This is a genomic window from Luteolibacter flavescens (assembly GCF_025950085.1).
In the GTDB taxonomy this organism is placed as follows: Bacteria; Verrucomicrobiota; Verrucomicrobiia; order Verrucomicrobiales; family Akkermansiaceae; genus Haloferula; species Haloferula flavescens.
The window spans coordinates 328691-350935 of the sequence record NZ_JAPDDS010000004.1; the positions used below are offsets into that span (position 1 = coordinate 328691).

The 22245-nt window shown below is 65.1% G+C and carries 16 protein-coding genes; 10 read left to right on the forward strand and 6 right to left on the reverse strand.

Annotated features, from left to right (window positions below; all coding sequences use genetic code 11):
• Window positions 1-54: 54 nt before the first annotated feature.
• The 4 genes from OKA04_RS09370 to OKA04_RS09385 are packed head-to-tail and all read right to left on the reverse strand — an operon-like array spanning window position 55 to window position 4942.
• Window positions 55-903, reverse strand: a complete 849-nt coding sequence (locus OKA04_RS09370) for an alpha/beta hydrolase (RefSeq protein ID WP_264500891.1) — start codon at window positions 901-903, stop codon at window positions 55-57.
• 20 nt (window positions 904-923) lie between these two features.
• Window positions 924-1997 (reverse strand): SGNH/GDSL hydrolase family protein, encoded by a 1074-nt coding sequence (locus OKA04_RS09375; RefSeq protein ID WP_264500892.1) that lies wholly within the window; start codon window positions 1995-1997, stop codon window positions 924-926.
• Window positions 1998-2055: 58 nt separating this feature from the next.
• Entirely contained in the window at window positions 2056-4269 is a 2214-nt protein-coding gene (locus tag OKA04_RS09380) for a sialate O-acetylesterase (RefSeq protein WP_264500893.1), read from the reverse strand.
• Window positions 4270-4327: 58 nt separating this feature from the next.
• Window positions 4328-4942 carry a TetR/AcrR family transcriptional regulator gene (locus tag OKA04_RS09385; protein WP_264500894.1) on the reverse strand — a complete coding sequence of 205 codons (615 nt, stop codon included), beginning with the start codon at window positions 4940-4942 and terminating at the stop codon, window positions 4328-4330.
• Window positions 4943-5051: 109 nt separating this feature from the next.
• Here OKA04_RS09385 and OKA04_RS09390 point away from each other — a divergent pair, with 109 nt between their 5' ends.
• Window positions 5052-5795: an SDR family NAD(P)-dependent oxidoreductase gene (locus OKA04_RS09390; protein WP_264500895.1), complete on the forward strand. Its 744-nt coding sequence runs from the start codon at window positions 5052-5054 to the stop codon at window positions 5793-5795.
• 222 nt (window positions 5796-6017) lie between these two features.
• Here OKA04_RS09390 and OKA04_RS09395 read toward each other — a convergent pair whose 3' ends face one another.
• Both OKA04_RS09395 and OKA04_RS09400 read right to left on the reverse strand, forming a co-directional pair.
• Complete coding sequence (locus OKA04_RS09395) at window positions 6018-6332, reverse strand: EF-hand domain-containing protein (RefSeq protein WP_264500896.1); 315 nt, start codon at window positions 6330-6332, stop codon at window positions 6018-6020.
• A gap of 73 nt (window positions 6333-6405) precedes the next feature.
• Entirely contained in the window at window positions 6406-6729 is a 324-nt protein-coding gene (locus tag OKA04_RS09400; RefSeq protein WP_264500897.1) for a hypothetical protein, read from the reverse strand.
• Between the two features lie 147 nt (window positions 6730-6876).
• Here OKA04_RS09400 and OKA04_RS09405 point away from each other — a divergent pair, with 147 nt between their 5' ends.
• The 9 genes from OKA04_RS09405 to OKA04_RS09445 all read left to right on the forward strand — a co-directional run bounded on the left by OKA04_RS09405 (window position 6877) and on the right by OKA04_RS09445 (window position 22245).
• The gene (locus tag OKA04_RS09405) at window positions 6877-9816 is read left to right on the forward strand and encodes a family 43 glycosylhydrolase (RefSeq protein ID WP_264500898.1); all 2940 of its coding nucleotides are present in this window, start codon (window positions 6877-6879) and stop codon (window positions 9814-9816) included.
• A 263-nt stretch (window positions 9817-10079) separates the two neighbouring features.
• The gene (locus tag OKA04_RS09410) at window positions 10080-11747 is read left to right on the forward strand and encodes an arylsulfatase (protein ID WP_264500899.1); all 1668 of its coding nucleotides are present in this window, start codon (window positions 10080-10082) and stop codon (window positions 11745-11747) included.
• Between the two features lie 531 nt (window positions 11748-12278).
• Window positions 12279-13682: a sulfatase family protein gene (locus tag OKA04_RS09415; protein WP_264500900.1), complete on the forward strand. Its 1404-nt coding sequence runs from the start codon at window positions 12279-12281 to the stop codon at window positions 13680-13682.
• 140 nt (window positions 13683-13822) lie between these two features.
• Window positions 13823-15217, forward strand: a complete 1395-nt coding sequence (locus OKA04_RS09420; RefSeq protein ID WP_264500901.1) for a sulfatase family protein — start codon at window positions 13823-13825, stop codon at window positions 15215-15217.
• A 412-nt stretch (window positions 15218-15629) separates the two neighbouring features.
• Window positions 15630-17306: a ShlB/FhaC/HecB family hemolysin secretion/activation protein gene (locus tag OKA04_RS09425; RefSeq protein ID WP_264500902.1), complete on the forward strand. Its 1677-nt coding sequence runs from the start codon at window positions 15630-15632 to the stop codon at window positions 17304-17306.
• Window positions 17307-17357: 51 nt separating this feature from the next.
• Window positions 17358-19211, forward strand: coding sequence for a DUF2341 domain-containing protein (locus OKA04_RS09430; RefSeq protein WP_264500903.1), 1854 nt, complete (start codon window positions 17358-17360; stop codon window positions 19209-19211).
• Window positions 19212-19239: 28 nt separating this feature from the next.
• A complete protein-coding gene (locus OKA04_RS09435; RefSeq protein ID WP_264500904.1) occupies window positions 19240-19647 on the forward strand; it encodes an ExbD/TolR family protein in 408 nt (135 codons plus the stop codon).
• Window positions 19648-19670: 23 nt separating this feature from the next.
• The gene (locus OKA04_RS09440) at window positions 19671-20342 is read left to right on the forward strand and encodes an energy transducer TonB family protein (protein WP_264500905.1); all 672 of its coding nucleotides are present in this window, start codon (window positions 19671-19673) and stop codon (window positions 20340-20342) included.
• 49 nt (window positions 20343-20391) lie between these two features.
• On the forward strand, window positions 20392-22245 hold the full coding sequence (locus OKA04_RS09445; protein WP_264500906.1) for a putative porin: 1854 nt from the start codon (window positions 20392-20394) through the stop codon (window positions 22243-22245).

Here is a 22245-nt window from a genome sequence, read left to right on the forward strand (position 1 = left end):
GGGGGTGCGTGGCCTCGCCCTGCCGAAGGGACGCAGTCCCTTCGCTACGAATCGCTATAAAGACCGGAGCCAGGTGAGGGCGGCGTCGGGCCAGGCCTTTGCGTCGCGGTCGCTGCGGAGGCCGTAGCCGTGGCCGCCGGTGGGGTAGAGTAGGAATTTGTGCGGGCGCTTCGCCGCGGTGAGCGCGGCATCGTAGATCTTGCTGCCGCGGACGAAGCCGGGGTCGTCCTCACTGTGGACGATCAGCGTGGGCGGGACATCCGCCTGCACGTCGAGGCTCGGGGAAAGCCCGCCTTTCCCATCATCGAGATACGCGGGATACACGAGGATGGCGAAGTCGGGACGGCAGGCCTGCTTGTCGATGTCATCGACGGCTGCATAGGCACGCTGCCCGAAGCGATTGCTGGCGCGGGCGGAGAGGTGGCCGCCCGCGGAGAAACCAATGACGCCGAGGCACTGCGGATCCACGGACCACTCCGCGCCGCGCGAACGGACGAGGCTGAGGGCGCGCTGGAGATCCTGCAGCGCGCCGTCGCGATTACCCGGTGCGCGATACTTCAGGATGAAGGCGGAGATGCCGTGCTTGTTCAGCCACGTGGCGATCTCCGTGCCCTCCTTGTCCATGGTGAGCCAGGTGTAGCCGCCACCGGGGCAGACGATCATCGCGGGCGCGTCCTTCCCCTCCGCGGGGTAAAAGCTCAGCGTGGGGCGGCTCACGTTCGTCACGCGCACCGCATCCATGCGCTCGGGCGAGTGAAGCGCCTGCGCTTCCTGCGTCGCGCGGCCCGGCATTTTTCCCTCCGGCCAGAGGTCGAGCGTGACGCGCGCGGATTTCAGGACCGGGAGATCCTGGGCGGACATCGCGCCGGTGAGGAGCGAGAAGATAAGGAGCGGGAGCTTCATGTGAATGGGAAGGAGGCTTGTCATTTATCTTCCGCCTTTGCCTTTGCGCGGGCTTGCTCCAGCAGTGCGTGGACGGTCGGCCACGTGACGGCGAGGCTCGGCTCGGCCTGCGGGTGGATGCCATCGGCCACGGACTTTTCGAAGCGCTCGCGGTCGTCCTTCATCATCTTCGCCCAGGCCGGGAAGTGGTCGGCAAGGGGGAGGCCGTTTTCTTTCGCGTAGCTACGATAGACATCGTAGTAGGACTCCAGCTCGGGCCGGTCGGTGGCGTATTTCTTCGCCGGATTCGATGGCGAGTCCCAAGCGGGATTCATGGTTTGGAGGACGATGTCCACCTGCGGATTCTGCCCGCGCAGGGACTTCACCATCGCGTCGAGATTTGCCCGGGATTTCTCGCGGGAGATCTTGTGCTTGGTCGCGGCGTCATTGGCGGAGAATTCGATGAAAACGAGGTCGGGCTTCCGGTCCAGCACGCGTTTCTGGAGATTGGCCACGCCCCAGTTCGAGTGCATGCCCGCCTGCGCGGCATTCGCGAAGGTGACCTGGCCGGGGAATTCCTTGTCGAAGTATTCGCGCAGCGCCTTCGCCCACGCGCCATTGATCGAGAGACTGGTGCCATACACCACCACGGTCTGCTTCTCACTGGCTTGCAGGCGCTTGAAGACATTCACGGGGAGCGGGGCTTCCGCTGCGGGAATGGTATCCCGGTCTCCGGATTCGGGAGGAATGGACACCTGCATTGATCCATCGGCGGAGAAAGCGAATGAAGTCACAGGGATGGAAACTTCCAGGCCCTTCACCGGGCGATGGGCGGGAGTGGTCATGAGTCGCAGGTAGCTGATCTTTCCAGTGCTCTTTTCCATGGTCGCGACGAGGTCCAGGCCTTTCCTCAACGGGTGATATCGTGTTTCGAGATCGGGATTCTCGCGGGTGGAATAATGCCGCTCTTCGCCTGCCGCGCCGTGCATGGCCAAGGTCTCGGCGGCGGACGCGTAGCTGCTGCCGGGGGTGATCATTCGTGCTTCATCAGCCCGCAGTTGAAGGATCGCGGAAAGGAAGACGGCGGTTCCTGTCAGGATGGTTCCGGGCTTCATCGGTCCTACCTCTGGGCGGTTTCACGCCCAGAGGAAAGCTGGAAGTCATGTCACCCCGTCACGGGTCCGTGCGGAAGGGCGCGGCGGGCAGGCCGGCGGAGTTCCGGAGATTCGCGGAGGAAGGATTGTCCGCCCAGGCGTAGCGGACGTAGGCGGGGCGCGGGACTTCGGGGCTGGACACGATGACCTTGTCGCCGTCCTCGATCTCGGCATCGGCCCAGACGAACTTGCGGTCGTCGCCCGCGATGGCGAAGTGCCTCAGCGCGCCGTCCTTTGCCACAAGCCCGTCCGCGATGTGGTCGAAGTGGAGGACCACGCGCCCGTCCTCGATCTCCGACATCCTGAAGACGGGGCCGGAATGGATGACATCCTTCCTACCATAGGCATCGTACATCGCGAGTCGCGCGAGACGCAGTCCGACGTCCTGCTTGTTCCGCGGGTGGACGTCCTTCTCATCACCGATGTCCAGGGTGACGGCCATGCCGGTGTGGGGCAGGGCGAGCGTGGATGCCTGCGCCTCGCGCATGGTGGCCAGGCTGCTGTCCGCGGGCTGGTCCTTCACCGCCTTGTGCGAGGCTAGCTGGACATACAGGAAGGGGAAATCGCCCAGGCCCCAGCGCGTGCGCCAGTCCGTGACGAGCGCTCGCTGGAGCGCGGGGTAGAGTTGGCGCGTGCCCCCGTTCGACTCGCCCTGGTACCAGATGACGCCGCGGATGCCGTAGGGGATGACGGGTGCGATCATGCCATTGAAGAGCACGGCGGGATTGTGTTGGTCGCGGAGCGGGTCGGGGTGGGCAGGGGCGCGGCCCTTGCGATCGGAGGCGAGCCACCGGGTCATGGCGTTGCCGTATTTCTCGAAGGACGCCGGATCATCGCGGTAGGCGATGAACTTCGTCCGGAAGGCATCGCGCAGGGGCTTGAGCGCGGGCTCCCCCGCGAGCTTGTCGCTGCTGATCCATGCCTCCGCAGTGCTGGCCCCGTAGGCGCAGGTGATGAGGCCGACGGGCACGCCGAGTTCCTTCTGGAGCTCGCGGGCGAAGAAGTAGGCGACGGCCGAGAAGTCACCCGCGGTCTGCGGCGTGCATGCGGTCCATGTGCCCTCGATCTCGGGCTGCGGGTCCTCGCGCATCGTCCACTCGGCCTTGAACTCGCGGATCCGCGGGTGATCCGCAGCGGCCACCTCGCGCTCCCAATCCGTCACGCCGGCGAAATAACGCTTTGCTGTTTTCGCGAGCGTGAAGTCCATGTTCGACTGGCCGGAGCAGAGCCACACCTCGCCGACCAGCACGTCCTTGAAAGTCCGCTCACCCGCACCCGTCACCTTCAGCACATGCGGCCCGCCCGCGGGCAGCGGTGGCAGGTCGATGCGGAAGTTCCCGTCCTCATCGGACTTCGTGCTGACATTGTCCCCGTCGATGCTGGCGACGACGAGGGTGTCCGGCGCGGTCTTCCCCCACAGCGGATTCGCCTTGTCGCGCTGGAGCACCATGCCATCGCCGAAGATGCGCGGCATCCAGAGGCCGGTGGCGAGCAGATGGTCCGCGAGATCGGTCTTGAGCAGCGCATTTGCCAGCACGGAGGCGTTCAGCTCCGCGCCCGCGGGAGCCGGATGCGTGTGGTCTCCCGGGGCGAAGATCGCGGTCGTCCTTTCCTTGCCGAGCGGCTGGTAGCGGTCGGCGAGAAGCGAGTGGAAGTCGATGAATGTCGCGCCTTCCTTCTCCGCGGACTGTCTTGCCCACAGACTGTAGCCATCGGTATCGCGGGTGATGCTGCCGCCCTTCCAGATATTCCGCGGGATCGGCGAGAGCACGATGGGTGTCGCGCCCTTCTCCTTCGTGTCGGCGATGTATTTCCGGAGATACCAGCCGTAGCTGCGGACGGTCTCCGGCTTGCCATCGGTCTTGCGGATGATGTCTTCGGTCTCGTCGCCGGTTCCCTTGAGCGAGGCCCGGCAGCGGTCGTCATTGATCGGCCCGCCGTCATTGTGGCCGAATTGCATGAGGACGAAATCGCCTGCGCGGAGGTTCGCCATCACCGCGTCCCAGCGGCCTTCTGTTAGAAACGTGCGACTGCTGCGCCCACCGATCGCCCGGTTCACCACCTCGATTCCCGCGGGGTCGAAGTGCGCCACCAGCGGATCGCCCCAGCCCTTCTGACCCGCGGTGTGGTTCCGCACCGTGGAGTCGCCGATGATGTAGAGCGTCGGCTTCGCCCAAGCCGCCGCGGTCAGGAAAGTGCAGCACGCGAGGATGAGGCGCAGTGGATTTAGCATCCCGCGACGATGGAGGAGGGGAGGGGGCTTGTCGCGTTACCTGTATGGGGGAGGGAACTCAGGGGGAGCCGGGCCAGGCCTGCATGGCGAGGGTGGCGATGGCTTCGAGGTCCTTCGGCGTGGCACCGTCGCGGGCCTGGATGGACATGCCCTGCTGGACGGTGACGTAGAAGCGGGCGAGCGCTTTCACGTTCGTGCCGCGGGGGAGGTCGCCCTCCTTGATGCCGCGCTGGAGGCGCGCCTCGAGAAGTTGTTGCGATTTCTTCCGCTCGCTGAGGACGATCTCGCCGAGACCGGTGACACCCTCGCTGGCGACGGCGGAGAGGACGACCATGCAGCCGCCGGGGCCCTGCGGGCAGGCGAGGGATCGGGCGGAGCAGCGGAGGAAGGACTCGATGCCATCACGCGCGGTGGGGCCGGACTCCAGCGCGGCGGTGAGCATCGGCATGCCACGCTCGCCATAGTGTCGGATGGCCTCGGCGTAGAGCTGCTCCTTGCTGCCAAAGGCGGCGTAGAGGCTGGGCGAGCCGATGCCCATGGCCTCGCACAGGTCCGTCATGGAGGCGGCGGTGAATCCCTTCTGCCAGAAGACGCGGGTGGCCGCCTCCAGTGCCGCGGTGCGGTCAAAGGAGCGGGGTCGCCCGCGGGTGCCGGTGGTGGATTTCTCGCTCATGTCACTATTTCTGTGCCGATCAATCTATAAATCGGTTGACGTCCGGCGGCAAGCGGATAAGGACTTCTGTGTCGAACGATACAGAAATAAGAATCACAACCAAGAGATCATGAGCACTTCATTGACAGGCAAGCGGGCATTGGTGACGGGAGCGAGCCGTGGCATCGGCGCGGCGATCGCGAAGGCGCTGGCGGCGGAAGGCGCGAGCGTGGCGATCACCTACGAGCGCTCCGCGGAAAAGGCGGCGGAGGTGGTGAAGGAAATCGAGGCAGCGGGTGGCAAGGCCGTGGCCTTCGCGGCGAACAGCGCGGACCCGCAGGCGGTGCGCGGCTCGATCGACCAGACGGTGGCGGCCCTCGGCGGGCTGGACATCCTGGTGAACAACGCGGGCATCGCGCGTCAGGGCAGCTTCGAGGAGATCTCACTGGAAGACATCGACGCGCTGCTGAACGTGAATGTGCGCGGCGTGATCCTGGCGAGCCAGGCGGCCATCCCGCACCTCGGCGAGGGCGGACGCATCATCAGCATCGGCAGCGGCCTGGGCGAGCGCGTCCCATTCAGCGGGGTGACGGTGTATTCCGCGACGAAATCCGCGCTGCGCTCGCTGACGGCGGGTCTCTCCCGTGAGCTGGGGCCGAAGGGCGTGACGGTGAATCTGGTGCAGCCGGGCTCGACGGACACCGACATGAATCCCGCGGACGGCGAGGGCGCGGCGGCGCAGAAGAGCGCCATGTCCCTGGGCCAATACGGCACGCCGGAGGACATCGCCGCCGCGGTGGTCTTCCTCGCCGGACCGGGTGGGAAGCAGATCACGGGCACCACCATCACGGTGGATGGCGGCGCGATCGCGTGATGCGCCGGGTGAGGTTCTTGTGGAGTGAAAGACCGGGGCTTCCTTTTTCGGGGTCTCCGGTCTTTCTTTTCTCGGGAACTACGGGAGACGCCGTAGTTGGATTTGATCAAGGATTGGCGCAGGCGGAGCGCTGGCTTTAGCCGGCGAGTATACTTCGTAACCCCGGCCCGGCGTGGCAATACTCGCCGGCTAAAGCCAGCGCTCCGCCTGCGGCGCCTTGAATCACTTCGAGGTCTTTCCCTCGGCTTTCCCCTTTCCCTTGGCCTTTGCCTTCGGCTGGGCCTTGAATTCCTCGAGGGTCAGCTTGCCGTCCTTGTCCTTGTCCTTTCGCTTGAAGAGCTTCTCGCGCTTCGTGGCGTCCTTTGCGCCGCGGAGGAATTCTTCCTTGGTGAGGTGGCCGTCCTTGTCGCCGTCCTTCTTCTTGAAGACCTTCTGCGGGTTCGGCTTTTTCTTCGCTGCTCCGGTCTCTGGTGCCGCGGTCACGGCGGGTGCGAGGATGGCAAGCGAGAGGGCGATGATGGCTGTGATCGATTTCATGAGATGATGAGGAAACGTGCTGCGGCGTTGTCGGCCGTTCGATCAATGATTTCGCGGGACGCGCGGGTGTTCCTCAAAGTCCGAGCAAATCCTGGATCTCCGATTTCGAAAGCGCGCGGTCGCCGTTCTTGTTGAAGCGGTCGAAGCGCTTTTCGCCCCTCGCCTTGTCGGGCTCGCCGGTCAGGAATTCATCGCGGCTGAGCGAGCCGTCCTTGTTCTTGTCGCGGTCGCGGAGGAAGCCCTGGATGGCGTCGCGTTTCCTCTCCCGTGCCTCGCGTTCCTTCTGCTCGCGCTTTTGCTCGGCGATGTCGCGCTTGCGCTGGGCGGCACGGTTGGGCTTCGCGTCCACGGTCACCATGAGTGACGCGAGGATCAGCAGCAGGGTCGTCGCTTTCATGGCAAATGGCACGGTGAGGGGATCTCTCGCCCGGTTCCACCGGTTCACCCGGTGATCCGGGAAATCCAGCGACATTTTCCCACCGGGTGGTGGGAAAATGTCAGAATTCGCACGCCACACTTCCGCGTGTGGCGAAATTATCCGGTCATGATCCTGCGGAAGTCCTTGCCCCTGCTGTTGCTCGCCCTCGTCGCGGTGCCCATCCCGGCCATCGCGTGGCAGGCCGCGCCGGGGTCGATGCTCACCGAGTGGGGCGAAAAGCTGACCCCGGAGTCCGCCTGGCGCGAATACCCGCGGCCCGCACTCGCCCGCGAGCAGTGGACGAACCTGAACGGCCTGTGGAACTACGCCATCACGCCGAAGGACGCGCCCGCACCGGAGTCGCTGGCGGGCGAGATCCTGGTGCCCTTCGCCATCGAGTCGGCGCTCTCCGGCGTCAAGAAACGCATCACCGCGAATGACGCCATCTGGTATCGCCGCGATTTCGAGCACACGACAACGCCCGGCAAGCGCGTCGTGCTGAATTTCGAGGCGGTCGATTGCCAGTCCACCGTGCGCGTGAATGGCGAGGAAGTGGGAACGCACACGGGCGGCAATTTGCCATTCTCATTCGACATCACCGACGCGCTGAAGGCGGGCAAGAACACGCTGGAGGTGAAGGTGACCGACGCCACCGACACGGGCTACCAACTCCACGGCAAGCAGGTGACGGAGCCGCGCGGAATCTGGTACACACCGGTCAGCGGGATCTGGCAGACGGTGTGGCTGGAGGAGGTGGCGGCAAATCACATCACCGCGGCGAAGATCACGCCGGCGATTTCCGGAAAGGTGGAGATTTTCCTGACCACCTCCGGCGAGGCGGTGGAGGCGACGGTGATCGCGACGCTGGATGGAAAGGAAATCGCGCGCGCCACCGGGCCATCCAACAAGATCTCGCTCGCGATCCCGGAGCCCAGGCTGTGGTCGCCGGAGTCGCCTACGCTTTACGACCTCACCATCACCGCGGGCGAAGACACGGTGAAGTCCTACGTGGGCCTGCGCGAGACGACCATCGCGAGGGACGAGGCCGGGCACCTGCGCTTCCTGCTGAATGGCAAGCCGGTCTTCCACTGGGGCACGCTGGACCAGGGGTGGTGGCCGGATGGTCTGCTGACGCCGCCGTCCGATGCGGCGATGCGCTCGGACATCGAGTTCCTGAAGGCGGCGGGATTCAATACCATCCGCAAGCACATCAAGGTCGAGCCACGGCGCTACTACACGCACTGCGACAAGATCGGCATGCTCGTGTGGCAGGATCAGGTTTCTTCGGGCACCGGGCAGGGCCGGAAGAAGGAAGGCTCCAGCAGTCCGCCGTGGACCCGCCTCGCGCCGAAGCCGGTGGATGCCGTGTGGCCGGATGACGCGCACGCGCATTACATGAAGGAGCTGAAGGGCATGATCGACCTGCTCTACAGCCACCCGGCGATCGTGCAGTGGGTGCCCTTCAATGAAGCATGGGGCCAGCATCGCACGATGGAAGTGGGCGAGTGGGTGGTGCCGTACGACACGACGCGGCAGATCAATATCGCGTCCGGCGGGAATTTCTGGCCGGTGGGCCACATCGTCGATGAACACCGCTATCCGCACCCCGGCTTCCCGCTGAATCAGCCGAGACGCTTCAAGGACTACGTGAAGGTGGTGGGTGAATTCGGCGGCCACGGCTTCCCCGTGGAGGGTCACCTGTGGGACCCGAAGGCGCGGAACTGGGGCTACGGCGGCCTGCCGAAGGACAAGGACGAATGGCTGGAGCGCTACAAGACCTCCATCCGCACGCTGGCGGACCTGAAGGCCAAGGGCGTCGCCGCCGGGATCTACACGCAGACGACGGACGTGGAGGGCGAGATCAACGGCCTCATCACCTACGATCGCAAGGTGCGCAAGCTGACTCCGGAGACGCTCGCCGCGATCCATCGCGAGGCGGCACTGCTCGATGGCACGCGCACTACTGCCGCTGCGCCCCGGCAGGAGGGCAGCACCGGCGAGATCTTTCCATCACCGGAGGCCGCACCGATCCTGCCCGCGATGCCGCGCGCGGAGATCGAGGCCGGGCTGGCGAGCCACGACCGGGCGCTCTACATCAAGGAAGGCTGGATCCGAGATCCCTACATCACCCTCGGCCCGGATGATCACTACTATCTCACGGGCACGACGCCGGACGAGAATGACCCGCGCGAGAAGAGCGATCCCTACAACGTCGGCCTCGGCGACAATTCCATCGTGGGCAAGACGGTGCGCGTGTGGAAGAGCAAGGACCTCGTCGAGTGGGAGTATCTTGGTACGCCCTTCACGCTCGAGGACAGCGTGCGGGTGAGGAAGGGGAAGTTCGTCTGGGCACCGGAACTCCACTGGATGGGTGACCGCTGGGCGCTGGTGCATTGCCCCGCCGCGAGCGCGAATTTTTCCCTGACAAGTGGCGCTGAACTGAAGGGCCCGTGGACGCATCCGATGAAGCGGAAGCTGGGCGAGAAGCATGATCCCTCGCTCTTCAAGGACGGGGACACGTGGTGGATGCTGTGGCAGAATACGATGATCGCGCCGCTGTCGGCGGATCTCGCGAGCTTCACCGCGGAGCCGGTGCGGATCGATCCCGCAGGCAGCCGCCCGGGGCCGAAGGGGCAGCCGATCAGCCGCATCGGCCACGAGGGCGCGACGATGATCAAGGTGGGCGACAAGTATGCCCACATCGGCACCGCGTGGTCCACGGACCAGGGGCGGAAGGGATCGTACAATCTCTACTACTGCACGGCGGACAAGATCACCGGACCCTATGGCGAACGGAAGTTCGCGGGGCGCTTCCTCGGTCACGGCACGCCCTTCCAGACCCGCGATGGCAAGTGGTGGTGCACCGCGTTCTTCAATGGCAACGTGCCGCCGCTGCCGCGCGAGGGCATCGAGACGCGCGATCTCTCCGGGACGGCGCAGACGATCAACCAGCGCGGCGTGACCATCGTGCCCATGGAAATTCGCATGAAGGACGGCGACGTGTGGATGCGCGCGAAGGACGCCGCGTATGCAACCCCGGGACCGGATGAAGCACAGAAATTCTGAAACAAGTGATGGAACCGCGCTGGCCATAATTACCAAAGGTAGCTGGGGCATCTTGCCCCAGTCCGTTTCAGGGGCGTCCCGCCCCTGTTTTCCGGTTTCCGTCACCCTTCCTGTTTTATTAGGCACCTTCCAATTGTTTCCCGATAGATACCTGAAGAAGAGGGGCGGGACGCCCCTCCAACGGACTGGGGCGAGACGCCCCAGCTACGGCGAGAACCCCTGAGACACCCACGGCCTGACTTCCTGCGAACCAACCTTTTCCCATGAAATCCGCACTCCTGCTTTCCTGCCTGCTCTCCGTCCCGCTCGTATCAGACGCGGCGGAGAAGAAGCCGAATGTCGTCCTCATCATGGTGGATGACATGGGCTACTCCGATCTGCCCGCCTGGGGCGGGGAGATCGACACGCCGAACCTGAACGCGCTGGCGAAGGACGGCCTGCGCTTCACGCAGTTCTACAATTCCGCGCGCTGCTGCCCCACGCGTGCGACGCTGATGACCGGCCTGCACCCGCACGAGGTGAGTATCGGCCACATGACCGGCGAAAATAGTAATGGTGACAACTCGGTGCCCCCATCCTACGCGGGAAATATCAATGACTCATGCGTGACGCTCGCGCAGGTGGCGAAGAGTGCGGGCTACGCAACCTTCATGACCGGGAAGTGGCACCTCGCGGGGAAGGACCAGGGCGATTGGCCGCTGCAGCGCGGATTCGACCGCTACTACGGCTGCCTCGCCGGGGCCACGCACTATTTTCACCCGGTAGGCCCGCGCATCATGTACGATGGCAATGAGCCGGACCGAAATCCGAAGAGCACAACGGACCGCCCGTTTTACACCACCGACGCCTTCGCCGATCATGCGCGGAAGTTCATCGACGAGCACGAGGCGGGAGCGGAGAAGGAGAAGCCCTTCTTCCTCTATCTCGCCTTCACCGCGCCGCACTGGCCGTTGCATGCGCACGACCAGGAGCTGGAGAAGTATCGCGGGAAGTATGCGATGGGTTGGGACAAGCTCCGCGAGCAACGCTTCGCCCGGCAGCAGGCATCCGGCCTGATCCCCGCGGGCTGGAAGATGTCCCCGCGTGATCCCGAGGTGCCGGCGTGGGATTCGCTCGATGAGACGAAGCAGAAGGAGTCCGCGGACCGCATGGCGGCGTATGCCGGGATGATCGACCGCGTGGACCAGAAGATCGGCGACCTGATCGGCACGCTGAAGAAGCACGGCGCGTATGAGAACACGCTGATCATGTTCCTCTCCGACAATGGCGCGTGCGCGGAAATGTCCATCATCGGCAAGGGCGACCCGGTGAAGGATCGCGAGCCGGGCACGGACTGGGCGAGCCCGAGCTATGGCAAGGCATGGGCGAATGCGTCCGCGACGCCCTACCGGCAGTACAAGCACTTCGCGCACGAGGGCGGGGCGAATACGCCATTCATCGCGCACTGGCCCGCACGCATCAAGGCGGGGCGCGATTGGTATCGCGAGCCCGCGCAATTGATCGACCTGATGGCCACGGTGGTGGACGTGACCGGCGCGACGTATCCTAAGGAATTCGAGGGTCACGCGATTCTCCCGGCGGATGGCATTCCGCTGACGCCCGCATTCGATGGGAAGTCGCTCGCCCGCAAGGGGCCGATCTTCATCGAGCATGAGAACAATGCCTTCGTCCGTGACGGCGAGTGGAAGCTGGTCGGCAAGGGCGTCTCGATGCCGCGCGGCATCCAGCGGAACAAGTGGGAGCTGTATCACATCACCGCGGACGGCACCGAACTGAATGACTTGGCGAAGCAGCAACCGGAGAAGGTCGCGGCGATGTCTGCCCAATGGGAAACCTGGGCGGCAAGGGCTCACGTCTATCCGAAGCAGAAGCCGGGGCAGAGAAAGCAGCAGCAACAACAACAGAAGAAGCAACAGGAGCAGAAGAAATGAACGAGTGGGGTGCAGGTGGGGAGGGCTCCTCAAGAGCGCCAGCCCTCTCCTGGGAGCGCCGGTCATCAGACCGGCCCGAGTGGTCCCTCACCGGCTGCTACATCGCAAAAGCCCGCATCGCCCACCACTGGGAACGCGGAATTCATTCCGCCCGAGCTCCTCGCCGGCAAGGTCCCACCCGCCCCGCCGACCAAGGGTAAACAACAATACCGAATCACCATCCAAGCCGGTCTGATGACCGGCGCTCCCAGGAGTGCCGGTCACGTCATCCACGATATCCCTAGTAGCTGAAGCACCTCGCCGCCCCCCCTGGGAGCGCGGGCCACTGGCTCGCAGAAGCACCGTGAGACATCCACCACAAGATTTGGTCCACACCGCCCTCAAGCCTCCTTTCACCCCACCCTTCACCACCGCCGCCATATCGCTTCTGCGGGCCGGTGGCTCCGCGCTCCCAGTATAAGCCCACCGCAGAGCGCCCGATTTCCATCTTCCATCTCCCATCGTCCATCCACGATCTTCCATCTCACTTCCATGAAACCCTGGATCACCCTCATCGCGGCCGTCATGCTCTCGCCGCTGCTGCGCTCGGCGGAGAAGCCGAATATCCTCGTCATCATCGCGGACGACTGCACGCACAGCGACCTCTCATTCCACGGCGGACAGAACGCAAAGACACCGCACCTCGATGCCTTCGCAAAGCAGGGCACCGTCTTCGAGCGCGCCTACCTCGGCATGGCGATGTGCGCGCCTTCCCGCTCCGAGCTCTACACCGGCCGCCTGCCGCTGCGGAATGGCTGCGCCTGGAACCAAGCGACGAGTCGCCCGGGCACGAAGAGCATCACCCACTATCTCGGCGATCTCGGCTACCGCGTCGGCCTCGCGGGAAAGACGCACATCAAGCCCCGCAGCGTTTACCCCTTCGAGGAAGTCCCCGGCTTCGACGAGAACTGCGTGCGCGACCCCACCCTGCCGCACGATCTGGAGGGCTCGCGGAAATTCATCACACGCGATGAAAAGCAGCCCTTCTGCCTTGTCGTCGCCCTGACCGAGCCGCACGCACCTTGGGTGATGGGCGATGCTTCCCAGTATCCGCCGCGCTCGCTGAAGCTGCCCGGCTACCTCGCGGACACGCCGCTGACGCGCCAGAGCTACTCGCGCTACCTTGCCGAGGTCACCTACATGGACGGCCAGGTCGGCGAGTTGCTGGAGATGCTGGAAAAGACCGGCAAGGCGAAGGACACGCTGGTCCTCTTCACCAGCGAGCAGGGCGCGCAATTCCCCGGCTGCAAGTGGACGAATTGGGACCTCGGCCTGCACACCTCCATCGTGGCCCGTTGGCCGGGCGTGGTGCCTGCCGGTCGTCGCACCCCGGCGCTGGTGCAGTACGCGGACGTGGTGCCGACCTTCATCGAGATCGCCGGTGGCAAGCCCGAGCCAAAGGACTTCGACGGCACCAGCTTCGCCGCGGTGCTACGCGGGGAGAAGGACACGCACCGTGAATACGTGGAGGGCATGCACAACAACTATCCGGAAGGCCCGCCGTATCCCATTCGCTCCATCAGCGATGGCGAGTGGCGTTACATCCGGAATCTCACCCCGGAGCGCATCTACATCGAGAAGCACCTGATGGGCCGCACGGAGCACAATCCGTACTGGGGCACGTGGGTCTTTTCCTCCACAGAGAAGCCGAAGCACCTCCACCTCGTGGAGCGCTTCATCAATCGTCCCGCGGAGGAGCTGTATCACACCGCTCAGGACAATTTCGAACACAAGAACCTCGCGAACGATCCGGCACATGCGGCGGTGAAGGCGCGGCTCTCGGCGGCGCTCGATCGCTATCTGAAGGACCAGCTTGATCCCGGTGCGGTGCTCGATACGCCGGAGGCATTCCAGGCTGCACAGGACCTGAAGCCGAACTTCCCCGGGAAGGAATAAGACCGTGGCTGCGGCATCCTGCCGCAAGCCTTGCACCAGTCCGTGGAAGCAGGCCGCAAGCCCTGCAGATGCACATGAAGGCTTGCGGCAAGATGCCGCAGCCACTTTTCCCTGAATTTCAATCCAAGCCTGGCACTGCCATGAAACCATCCCGCACCATCGCCCTCATCCGGGGCATCCTGCTTGTCTTCTCGCTCGCCACCTTGCACGCCGAGCCGGAAGCGAAGCCGCAGCAGAAGCCGAACTTCGTCCTCATCATCGCCGATGACTGCACGTGGAGCGACCTGGAGATCCACGGCGGGCAGGCGAAGACGCCGCACCTGATGAAGCTCGCGGCGGAGGGGATGAAATTCGAGCGCTGCTTCCAGAGTTCGCCGACGTGCTCGCCCACGCGGCACAATCTCTACACCGGGCTGCACCCCGTGAAGTCCGGCGCGTGGCCGAACCACACGATGGCCTATCCCGACGTGAAGAGCATCGCCCACTACCTGCAGGCGGGCGGGTATCGCACGCATCTTTCCGGGAAGACGCACATCCAGCCGAAGTCGGTCTTCCCCTTCGAATACTCGGCGGTGAAGAAGAACCCGGATCTAACAGCCATCCGCCAGCTCTTCACCGAGTGCGGGGAGAAGAAGCAGCCCTTCCTGCTCATCGCCGCGTCCACGGAGCCGCATTCGCCGCACAACAAGGGCGACGCCAGTAAGTATCCGCCGGGGAAGATCAAGCTCAGTCCCATCCAGGCGGACACCCCGGAGACCCGCACCGGGCTCTCGAAGTACTTCGCGGAGATCACCTACTTCGACTCACAGGTCGGAGAGATCCTCACGGCGTTGGAGGAAAAGGGCCTGCGTCAGAATACATTCGTCATCGTGCTCAGCGAGCAGGGTTACGACCTGCCCTTCGCGAAGTGGACGTGCTACGACGCCGGGCTGCACAGCGCCTGCGTCATCCGTTGGCCCGGTCAGGTGAAGCCCGGCAGCACCACGCGCGCCATCGTGGAATACACCGATGTGGTCCCGACTTTCCTCGATGCCGCCGGCCTGCCAGTGCCGGAGGGGCTGGACGGGAAGTCCTTCCTGCCGGTGCTGCGCGGCCAGGCGGAGAAACATCGCGACCACACCTACGCGCAGCAGACCTCCAAGGGCATCATCCGCGGGCCCGTGAACTACGGCATCCGTAGTATCCGCGGCGAGCGCTACCGTTACATCCGGAATCTGACGCCGGAGGTCACCTTCAAGAATGCGGTCACGCCCGGGAAGATCTTCCAGAGCTGGGTGAAGGCGGGGGAGGCCGGTGACAAGCACGCCGCGAAGCTGGTCCACGACTTCCAGCACCGCCCGGCAGAGGAACTCTACGACTGCGATGCCGATCCGTGGAGCCGGAAGAATCTCATCGGCGAGAAATCGCTGGAGCCCGTGGCGGCCGATCTGAAGCAGCGCCTCGACACCTGGATGAAGGAGCAGGGTGACGAGGGGCAGGCGACGGAGGAGAAGGCATTGTCACGCATGCCGGGGAAGGGAAGGGGTGGGGATTGAGGCAGTGCCATCGTGGTCCGCACGCTCCGCGTGCGGCTTGAGGCAGTTCTTGAGGCGGTCGGAGATCTCCGGCTACTGAAGGTAGGGTGAGAGTGGTTGTTAGAGAAATGTGCCGCTCCCTGGGTTCCCCGAACGGTGAACCACACGCGGAGCGTGCGGACCACTTCGGTGATGACTCCGGCTGGACTGGGTATGCGCAGATGACACTCCGGCGTTCCCCCGTTGTCACATTGTCACGAAAGCGTCAGTTTTCCATTTCGCTGACGACGAATCAGTTGCTCCGATGGTTCCCGGAATGATTCGGAAATGTAACGCATCGTGTGACGCCACCGTGACGGAAGCGTCACTTGAGGCGGGTTGAGGGGGGATGGGCCGCGCGGCATATCGCCGGGGCTTGCAAGGCTCCCCATCCATGCCCGTGCCCGCCTCTTCTTCATCCCTCCGCCTCGCCCCGCGATTCCTCGGTGCCGGATGGCTGTGGCTCGGTGCCGCCACCCTGCCCGCCGCGGCACAGGATTCACCGGCAGCGGCATCTAACAGCTCTCCCGGCCCTGCCGCGGAAGCCGCCCCGGTCCCGCGGCCGATGTATATCCGCCAGTACCGCGTGCGCGGGTCGAAGACCCTGAGCGCCGCCGAGGTCCAGAGCGCGGTGTATCCCTACCTCGGCCCGGGACGCCTGCCATCGGACGTCGATCAGGCACGTGCGGCGCTGGAAAAGGCGTATCACGAAAAGGGCTACAAGGCCGTCTCCGTCTTCATCCCCGAGCAGCGCATCCGCCAGGGCATCGTCACCCTGCAGGTGGAGGAAAATCCCGTCGGCCGCCTGCGCGTGCGCGGTGCCCAATTCACCTCGCCCTCCGCTCTCACCCGCCAGGCACCCTCGATGCAGGAGGGCAAGCCGCTCGATTTCACGCGCCTCACCGACGAGGTGATGGCGATGAACCAGCTACCCGGCCGCACCGTTACTCCCTCGCTGAAGCCCGGCGTGGTCCCCGGCACCGTGGACGTGGACCTGGAGGTGAAGGACGAGCTGCCCGCCCACGGCAGCCTCGAGCTGAACAATCGCTACAGCGCGGACACCTCCGAGCTCCGCCTGAATGGCTCGCTGTCCTACGACAATCTCTGGCAGCTCGGCCACTCCGCGGGCCTCAGCTTCCAGATCGCGCCCGAGGACATCGATGACGCGCGCGTCTTCACCGGCTACTACATGGCGCGCATGCTGGATCACCCCGACTGGGCGATCATGCTGCAGGGCACGAAGCAGGATAGCGACGTGGCCACGCTCGGCGGTGCGAATTCGCTCGGCCGCGGCGAGATCATCGGCCTCCGCGCGATCAAGACGCTGCCGCCCGCGAAGAATCTCTACCACTCGCTCAGCGTCGGCTTCGACTACAAGAACTACGATGACGAGACGGTCATCGCCGGTGTCTCGCTGCCAGCGCCCATCACCTACTACCCCTTCAGCGCGCTCTACACCGCGTCCATCCAGGGCGGCGCGGCGACGAAGGACAAGGTGGACCGCATCGACATCAATGCCGGTCTCACCTGGGGCTTCCGCGGGCTGGGCGACTCGGCCTACGACTACGCGACGAAGCGCTACCAGGCGACCGGCGGCTTCATCTACTTCCGCGGCGACATCTCGAAGACGCGCGACCTGACGAACGGCTACCAGTGGTTCGCCAAGATCCAGGGCCAGGCGTCGAACGAGCCGCTGGTGAATGCCGAGCAATTCTCCGCGGGCGGTCTCGGCACCGTGCGCGGCTACCTGGAGTCCGAGGTGGTGGGGGACAATGCGATCTTCGGCACCTTCGAATTCCGCAGCCCGTCCCTGCTCCCCGAGAGCTGGAAATACGGCGATGAGGATGACCTCCGCGTCTATGCCTTCATCGAGGGCGGCGTGACCAGCATCCACGAGGCGCTGCCCGGCCAGGACAGCGGCGAGCAGCTCGGCAGTGTCGGCATCGGCACGCGCGGGAGATTGTTCGACCACCTCAACGGATCCTTGGATGCCGCCTATCCCATCTTCGACCGACCTGCCGGCCGCGAGCAGGACGTGATGTACACCTTCCGCCTGTGGGGCGATTTCTAACAGACGCTCCCGCCCGCTCCTTCTTCTCTCCGACACGCCCGCATCTCCTCCATGACCCTCCGTCTTCTCTCCATCCCCTTCCTGCTCGCCGCAGCCCCGCTTCTCGCCGCTGAAGAAGGCGGCGGCTCCTGGTGGAATCCCGCGTGGACGCAGCGCCAGAAGATCACCATCGACGCCGCCTCGGACACGAAGCTGCCCGATGCCACCGGTGCTGCGAATATCCTGCTGCGCCTGCACGAGGGGAATTTCCAATTCACCGCCGCAGCCGAGGGCGGTGCGGACATGCGCTTCGTCTCCGAGGACGGCGCGACCGTGTATCCGCACCAGGTGGAGAAGTATGACTCGCTGATGAACGAGGCATTCGTCTGGGTGAAGCTCCCCGAGGTCTCCCCCGGCAGCCAGACGGTCGCGAATCTCTACTACGGGAATGCCGCGCCGGATGCCGCCGCCGCATCCACCGAGACCTACGACGCCGACACCGCCGCGATCTATCACTTCGCCGAGGCTTCCGGCAATCCCGCCGACTCTACCTCGAACGAGAACAATGCCACCACCCCCGGCATGGCCGCGGAGGGCTCGCTCGTCGGCAATGGCCTCCGCCTGCTCGGCAGCGGCGAGCCGGTGAGCATCCCCGCCAGCCCCTCGCTCGCATGGTCGGAAGGCCAGGCCGCCACGGTCTCGCTGTGGGTGAATCCCTCCGCGCTGGCCGCGAATGCCGTGATCCTCTCGCGCAGCGAGGGTGGCAAGTCCTTCCGCCTGGTGCTCGACCAGGGCATCCCGGTCGTCGAGATCGGCGGCACGCGCAGCACGCCCGGTGCGCCTCTCACCGAGAAGACGTGGTCGCACCTCGCGATCGTCAGCGCTGCCGGCCAGGTGAAGCTCTACGTGAATGGAGCGGAGTATTCGCTCGCGCAGGTCGCGCTGCCCGCGCTGAACAGCCCGCTCGCCATTGGTGGTGCCGCCAGCTTCCAGGGCGAGATCGATGAACTCCGCTTCGACAAGGTCGCGCGCACTGCGGGCTGGATCAAGCTGGCTGCCGTATCCCAAGGCACGTCGGATGCCGCCCAGCGTCTCGTGGCCATCGGCCAGTCGGAGACGGGTGAAGGCGGTGCCGGTGAGGAAGGCCACGGCGGCGCGCTGGAGCACGTGATGCTCTTCGGCGACATCGCGAAGAACATGATGTTCGACGGCTGGATCGCCATCGGCGTCTGCGTGCTCATGATTATCGCGGGCTGGACGGTCGCCATCAAGAAGTTCGCCTACCTGAACTCCATCGACAAGGGCACGAAGGAATTCATGCGCCTGTGGAAGACCCTTTCCTCCGACCTCACCGCGCTCGACCACTCCTGCAATACCAGCGTGAAGAGCTTGGGCGGCAAGGCCGACCCGACCACCGAGGCGCTCATCCGCAAGTCGCCGCTTTACGAGATCTACCAGATCGGCTCCACCGAGATCCGCCATCGCCTCGAGCAGGACCGCGCGCACCGGAAGGGCCTCACCGGCCGCTCCATCCAGGCGATCCGCGCCAGCCTCGACGGCGGCCTCGTCCACGAGACGCACCGTCTCACCAGTGGCCTCGTTTACCTCACCATGAGCATCGCGGGCGGCCCGTATGTCGGCCTGCTCGGCACCGTGGTCGGCGTGATGATCACCTTCGCCATCATCGCGAAGAGCGGCGAGGTGAACGTGAACTCCATCGCGCCCGGCATCGCCTCCGCTCTGCTCGCCACCGTGGTCGGCCTCATCGTCGCGATCCCCGCGCTTTTCATCTACAGCTACCTGAACAGCCGCATCAAGAACGCCATCGCGGTGATGCAGGTCTTCATCGACGAGTTCGTCGCGAAGATGGCCGAGTTCTACCAGGGCTCGGACAATTCCGGCCCGGTGTCGAAGGTCATCGAGTAATCCCTAACAACACCTCGAACGTCACGCCATGGCCTCTGCCGACGACAAGAGCTACGATGACATCAACGTCACGCCGATGGTGGACCTCTACCTCGTGCTGCTGCTCATCTTCATCATCATGACCACTGCCGGCGTGCAGGGGGTGAAGGTGGACCTGCCGCGCGCGAGCAAGGCCGCCGCGCCGAAGATGGACGGCCCGAAGATGCAGGCCATCACCATCGACAACCAGGGGAAGATCCGCCTGAACACCACGCCCATCTCCTCGCTCGCCGAGCTGGAGAGCAAGCTGAGCGCGGTGAAGGCCTCCGCCCCGGACACCCCGGTCGTCGTACGCGGTGACCGCGGTTCGCAGTACCAGGGCGTGATGGACGTGCTCGACGTGCTCGGGCGCGTGGGCATCACGAAGATCGGCCTCGCCACCGAGCCGTCGAAGTAATCCTCACCCGACTCACCGCCGCCATGGCCTCTTTCACCAGGATCACCACCGGCACCGCAGGCCTCTGCCTGGCTGCGGTCGCGCTCGCACTCACCTCGTGCGGGAAGAAGGAGGAGCCGAAGAAGAAGGCCCCCTCCGTCGTCATCGTCGATATCCCGCCGCCACCTCCTCCACCACCCCCGCCGCCGCCACCGAAGCAGGAGCCGCCGCCGGAGGAACAGCCGAAGGAGGAGGAAATGATCGCCCAGGAGGAGATCCAGGAGGAGGCACCCGCCGAGCCCGATGCTCCTGCCGATGAACCCGCACCGCTCGGCACCGGCATCGCCGGCGACGGCCCGCCCGATGGCTTCGGCCTGAGTGGCAAGGGCGGCGGCGGTGGCACCGGCACGGGTGGTGGCCGCCGCGGCATCCCCGCCGGGAAATACGACGGCGCTGCCCGCATGGTCATCCGCTCGCTGACCGCCGAACTCCAGCGGAACGCGAAGACGCGCTCCGCCACCTTCAACGGCCGCGTCGCTGTCTGGGTGGACTCCACCGGTCGCGTCACCCGCGTGAAGCTCACCGGCTCCTCCGGCAGCTCCGCCGCGGACGATGCGATCCGGAATGACCTCATCGGCTTCCAGTTCTCCGAGCCTCTCCCGTCCGACATGCCCATGCCGATCCACATGCGGCTCTCCGGCCGCAAGGCGAACTGACCCCATCCGCCCGTCCCCTCCCGACAAGACCGACCTCTCTCTCATCCCAATGCTCCGCCACGACTCACACGTCCGTCTCTCCACGTTGCTTGCGCTCCTCTCGCTGCAGGCCGGACTGCTGCACGCCCAGGAAGCCGACCCCGCCGCGCTGCCTGATGAACCCGGCACCGACCTGCCCGCGCTGACCGAGCCGGATGCAAACGCCCCGGCGACCGATGCCGCCACCGGCCCCGCCGCGATGATGGCCGGAGGCTCCGTCTCGCAAAACGTCACCATCAATCTCATCAGCCGCCTCGTGAAGCGCGGCATGCTCACGCAGGAGGATGCGAATGACCTCATCGCCATGGCCGAGGCGGATGCCCAGGCCGCGCGCCTCCGCGACGAGTCCATGCGGGTTGCTATCGCCGACGCCGCCGCGCCTCCGTTGGAAGAGGGCGACGTGGGCGTCAGCTACGTGCCGGAGCCGGTGCGCCAGCAGATGCAGGCCGAGATCAAGGCCCAGCTCACGGCCGAGGCCCGCGAGCAGGAGTGGTCCGCGAAGAATCCGAAGCCGGAGTGGAAGGAACAGTGGGAGATCTTCGGCGACCTCCGCACCCGCTACGAGGGAACCTTCTTCGGCGATGGCAATGACAACACGGGTGCCTTCCCGAATTTCAACGCGATCAACACGGGCTCGCCTTTCGATGTCGCGGGCACGCAGTTCTCGCCGCAGCTCAATGTGGACGAGGATCGCCAGCGCTTCCGCTTCCGCTTCCGTGCAGGCGCGGGCTTCGATCTCGAGGACGGCTTCAGCGGTGGCTTCCGCGTGGCCACCGGCGACAGCAACTCGCCCGTCTCGACGAACCAGTCCTTCGGCACCTCGGGCGGCAATTTCTCGAAGTACCAGCTCTGGCTCGACCGCGCCTTCCTCTCCTACAACTTCGGCAAGCAGCTCGATGCCGACGTGAACATCGACATCGGCCGCTTCGAGAATCCCTTCTTCGCCTCCGAGGTGATGTGGGACGACGACATCGGTCTGGACGGCATCGCGCTGCGCGGCTCGCACCAGGTGGCGGACGGCGTGAAGGTCTTCGGTGCCGGTGGTGCCTTCCCGATCTTCAATACGGACTTCCATTTCGCGTCGAACCAGCCCGCGAAATTCGAGAGCACGGACAAGTATCTCTTCGCCGGCCAGATCGGCGTGGACCTCAAGATCAAGGACGACCTGAATGCGAAGTTCAGCGTCGCCTACTATGACTTTAGTGGAGCCGAGGGCGAGTTCTCCTCGCCCTACACGCCGCTCACTTCCTCCGACGCGGGCAGCAGCGATGCGACGCGCCCGTCCTTCGCTCAGAAGGGCAATACCTACATGCCGCTGCGCGTCATCATCCCGGATGCGAGCAATGGCTTCGGCACCACGAACCAGTGGCAGTACTTCGGCCTCGCGACGCCCTTCAAGAACGTGACCTTCACCGGCCGCCTGGACTACGACGGCTACGAGCCCGTCCGCCTCTCGGCCGTGGGCGAGGTCATCAAGAACGTGGCCTTCGATGAAAACCGCCTCGCGCTCTACGGCGTGAACAACCGCGGCCCGGCCGGTGCTGGCGGTGGCAGCGGTGCCTTCGAGGGCGGCGACATGGCATGGTTCCTGAATCTCATCGCGGGCAGTCCGTCCTTCGACAAGCGCGGCGACTGGAATACCTTCATCGGCTACCGCCATGTGGAATCCGACGCGGTCATCGACGGCTTCACCGACTCCGACTTCGGCGGCGGTGGCACGAACATGAAGGGCTTCACCATCGGCGGGAATTACGCGCTCTCGCCCTCCGTCCGCGTCGGCGCCCGCTGGATGAGCGCCGGGGAAATCGCCGGACCCACGCTGAAGAGCGACGTCCTCCAGTTCGACATCAACGCCAAATTCTAA

Coding starts and splice junctions, on each gene's coding strand:
- OKA04_RS09370 (WP_264500891.1), bottom strand. CDS start 903: ATGAAGCTCCCGCTCCTTATCTTCTCGCTCCTCACCGGCGCGATGTCC.
- OKA04_RS09375 (WP_264500892.1), bottom strand. CDS start 1,997: ATGAAGCCCGGAACCATCCTGACAGGAACCGCCGTCTTCCTTTCCGCG.
- OKA04_RS09380 (WP_264500893.1), bottom strand. CDS start 4,269: ATGCTAAATCCACTGCGCCTCATCCTCGCGTGCTGCACTTTCCTGACC.
- OKA04_RS09385 (WP_264500894.1), bottom strand. CDS start 4,942: ATGAGCGAGAAATCCACCACCGGCACCCGCGGGCGACCCCGCTCCTTT.
- OKA04_RS09390 (WP_264500895.1), top strand. CDS start 5,052: ATGAGCACTTCATTGACAGGCAAGCGGGCATTGGTGACGGGAGCGAGC.
- OKA04_RS09395 (WP_264500896.1), bottom strand. CDS start 6,332: ATGAAATCGATCACAGCCATCATCGCCCTCTCGCTTGCCATCCTCGCA.
- OKA04_RS09400 (WP_264500897.1), bottom strand. CDS start 6,729: ATGAAAGCGACGACCCTGCTGCTGATCCTCGCGTCACTCATGGTGACC.
- OKA04_RS09405 (WP_264500898.1), top strand. CDS start 6,877: ATGATCCTGCGGAAGTCCTTGCCCCTGCTGTTGCTCGCCCTCGTCGCG.
- OKA04_RS09410 (WP_264500899.1), top strand. CDS start 10,080: ATGAAATCCGCACTCCTGCTTTCCTGCCTGCTCTCCGTCCCGCTCGTA.
- OKA04_RS09415 (WP_264500900.1), top strand. CDS start 12,279: ATGAAACCCTGGATCACCCTCATCGCGGCCGTCATGCTCTCGCCGCTG.
- OKA04_RS09420 (WP_264500901.1), top strand. CDS start 13,823: ATGAAACCATCCCGCACCATCGCCCTCATCCGGGGCATCCTGCTTGTC.
- OKA04_RS09425 (WP_264500902.1), top strand. CDS start 15,630: ATGCCCGTGCCCGCCTCTTCTTCATCCCTCCGCCTCGCCCCGCGATTC.
- OKA04_RS09430 (WP_264500903.1), top strand. CDS start 17,358: ATGACCCTCCGTCTTCTCTCCATCCCCTTCCTGCTCGCCGCAGCCCCG.
- OKA04_RS09435 (WP_264500904.1), top strand. CDS start 19,240: ATGGCCTCTGCCGACGACAAGAGCTACGATGACATCAACGTCACGCCG.
- OKA04_RS09440 (WP_264500905.1), top strand. CDS start 19,671: ATGGCCTCTTTCACCAGGATCACCACCGGCACCGCAGGCCTCTGCCTG.
- OKA04_RS09445 (WP_264500906.1), top strand. CDS start 20,392: ATGCTCCGCCACGACTCACACGTCCGTCTCTCCACGTTGCTTGCGCTC.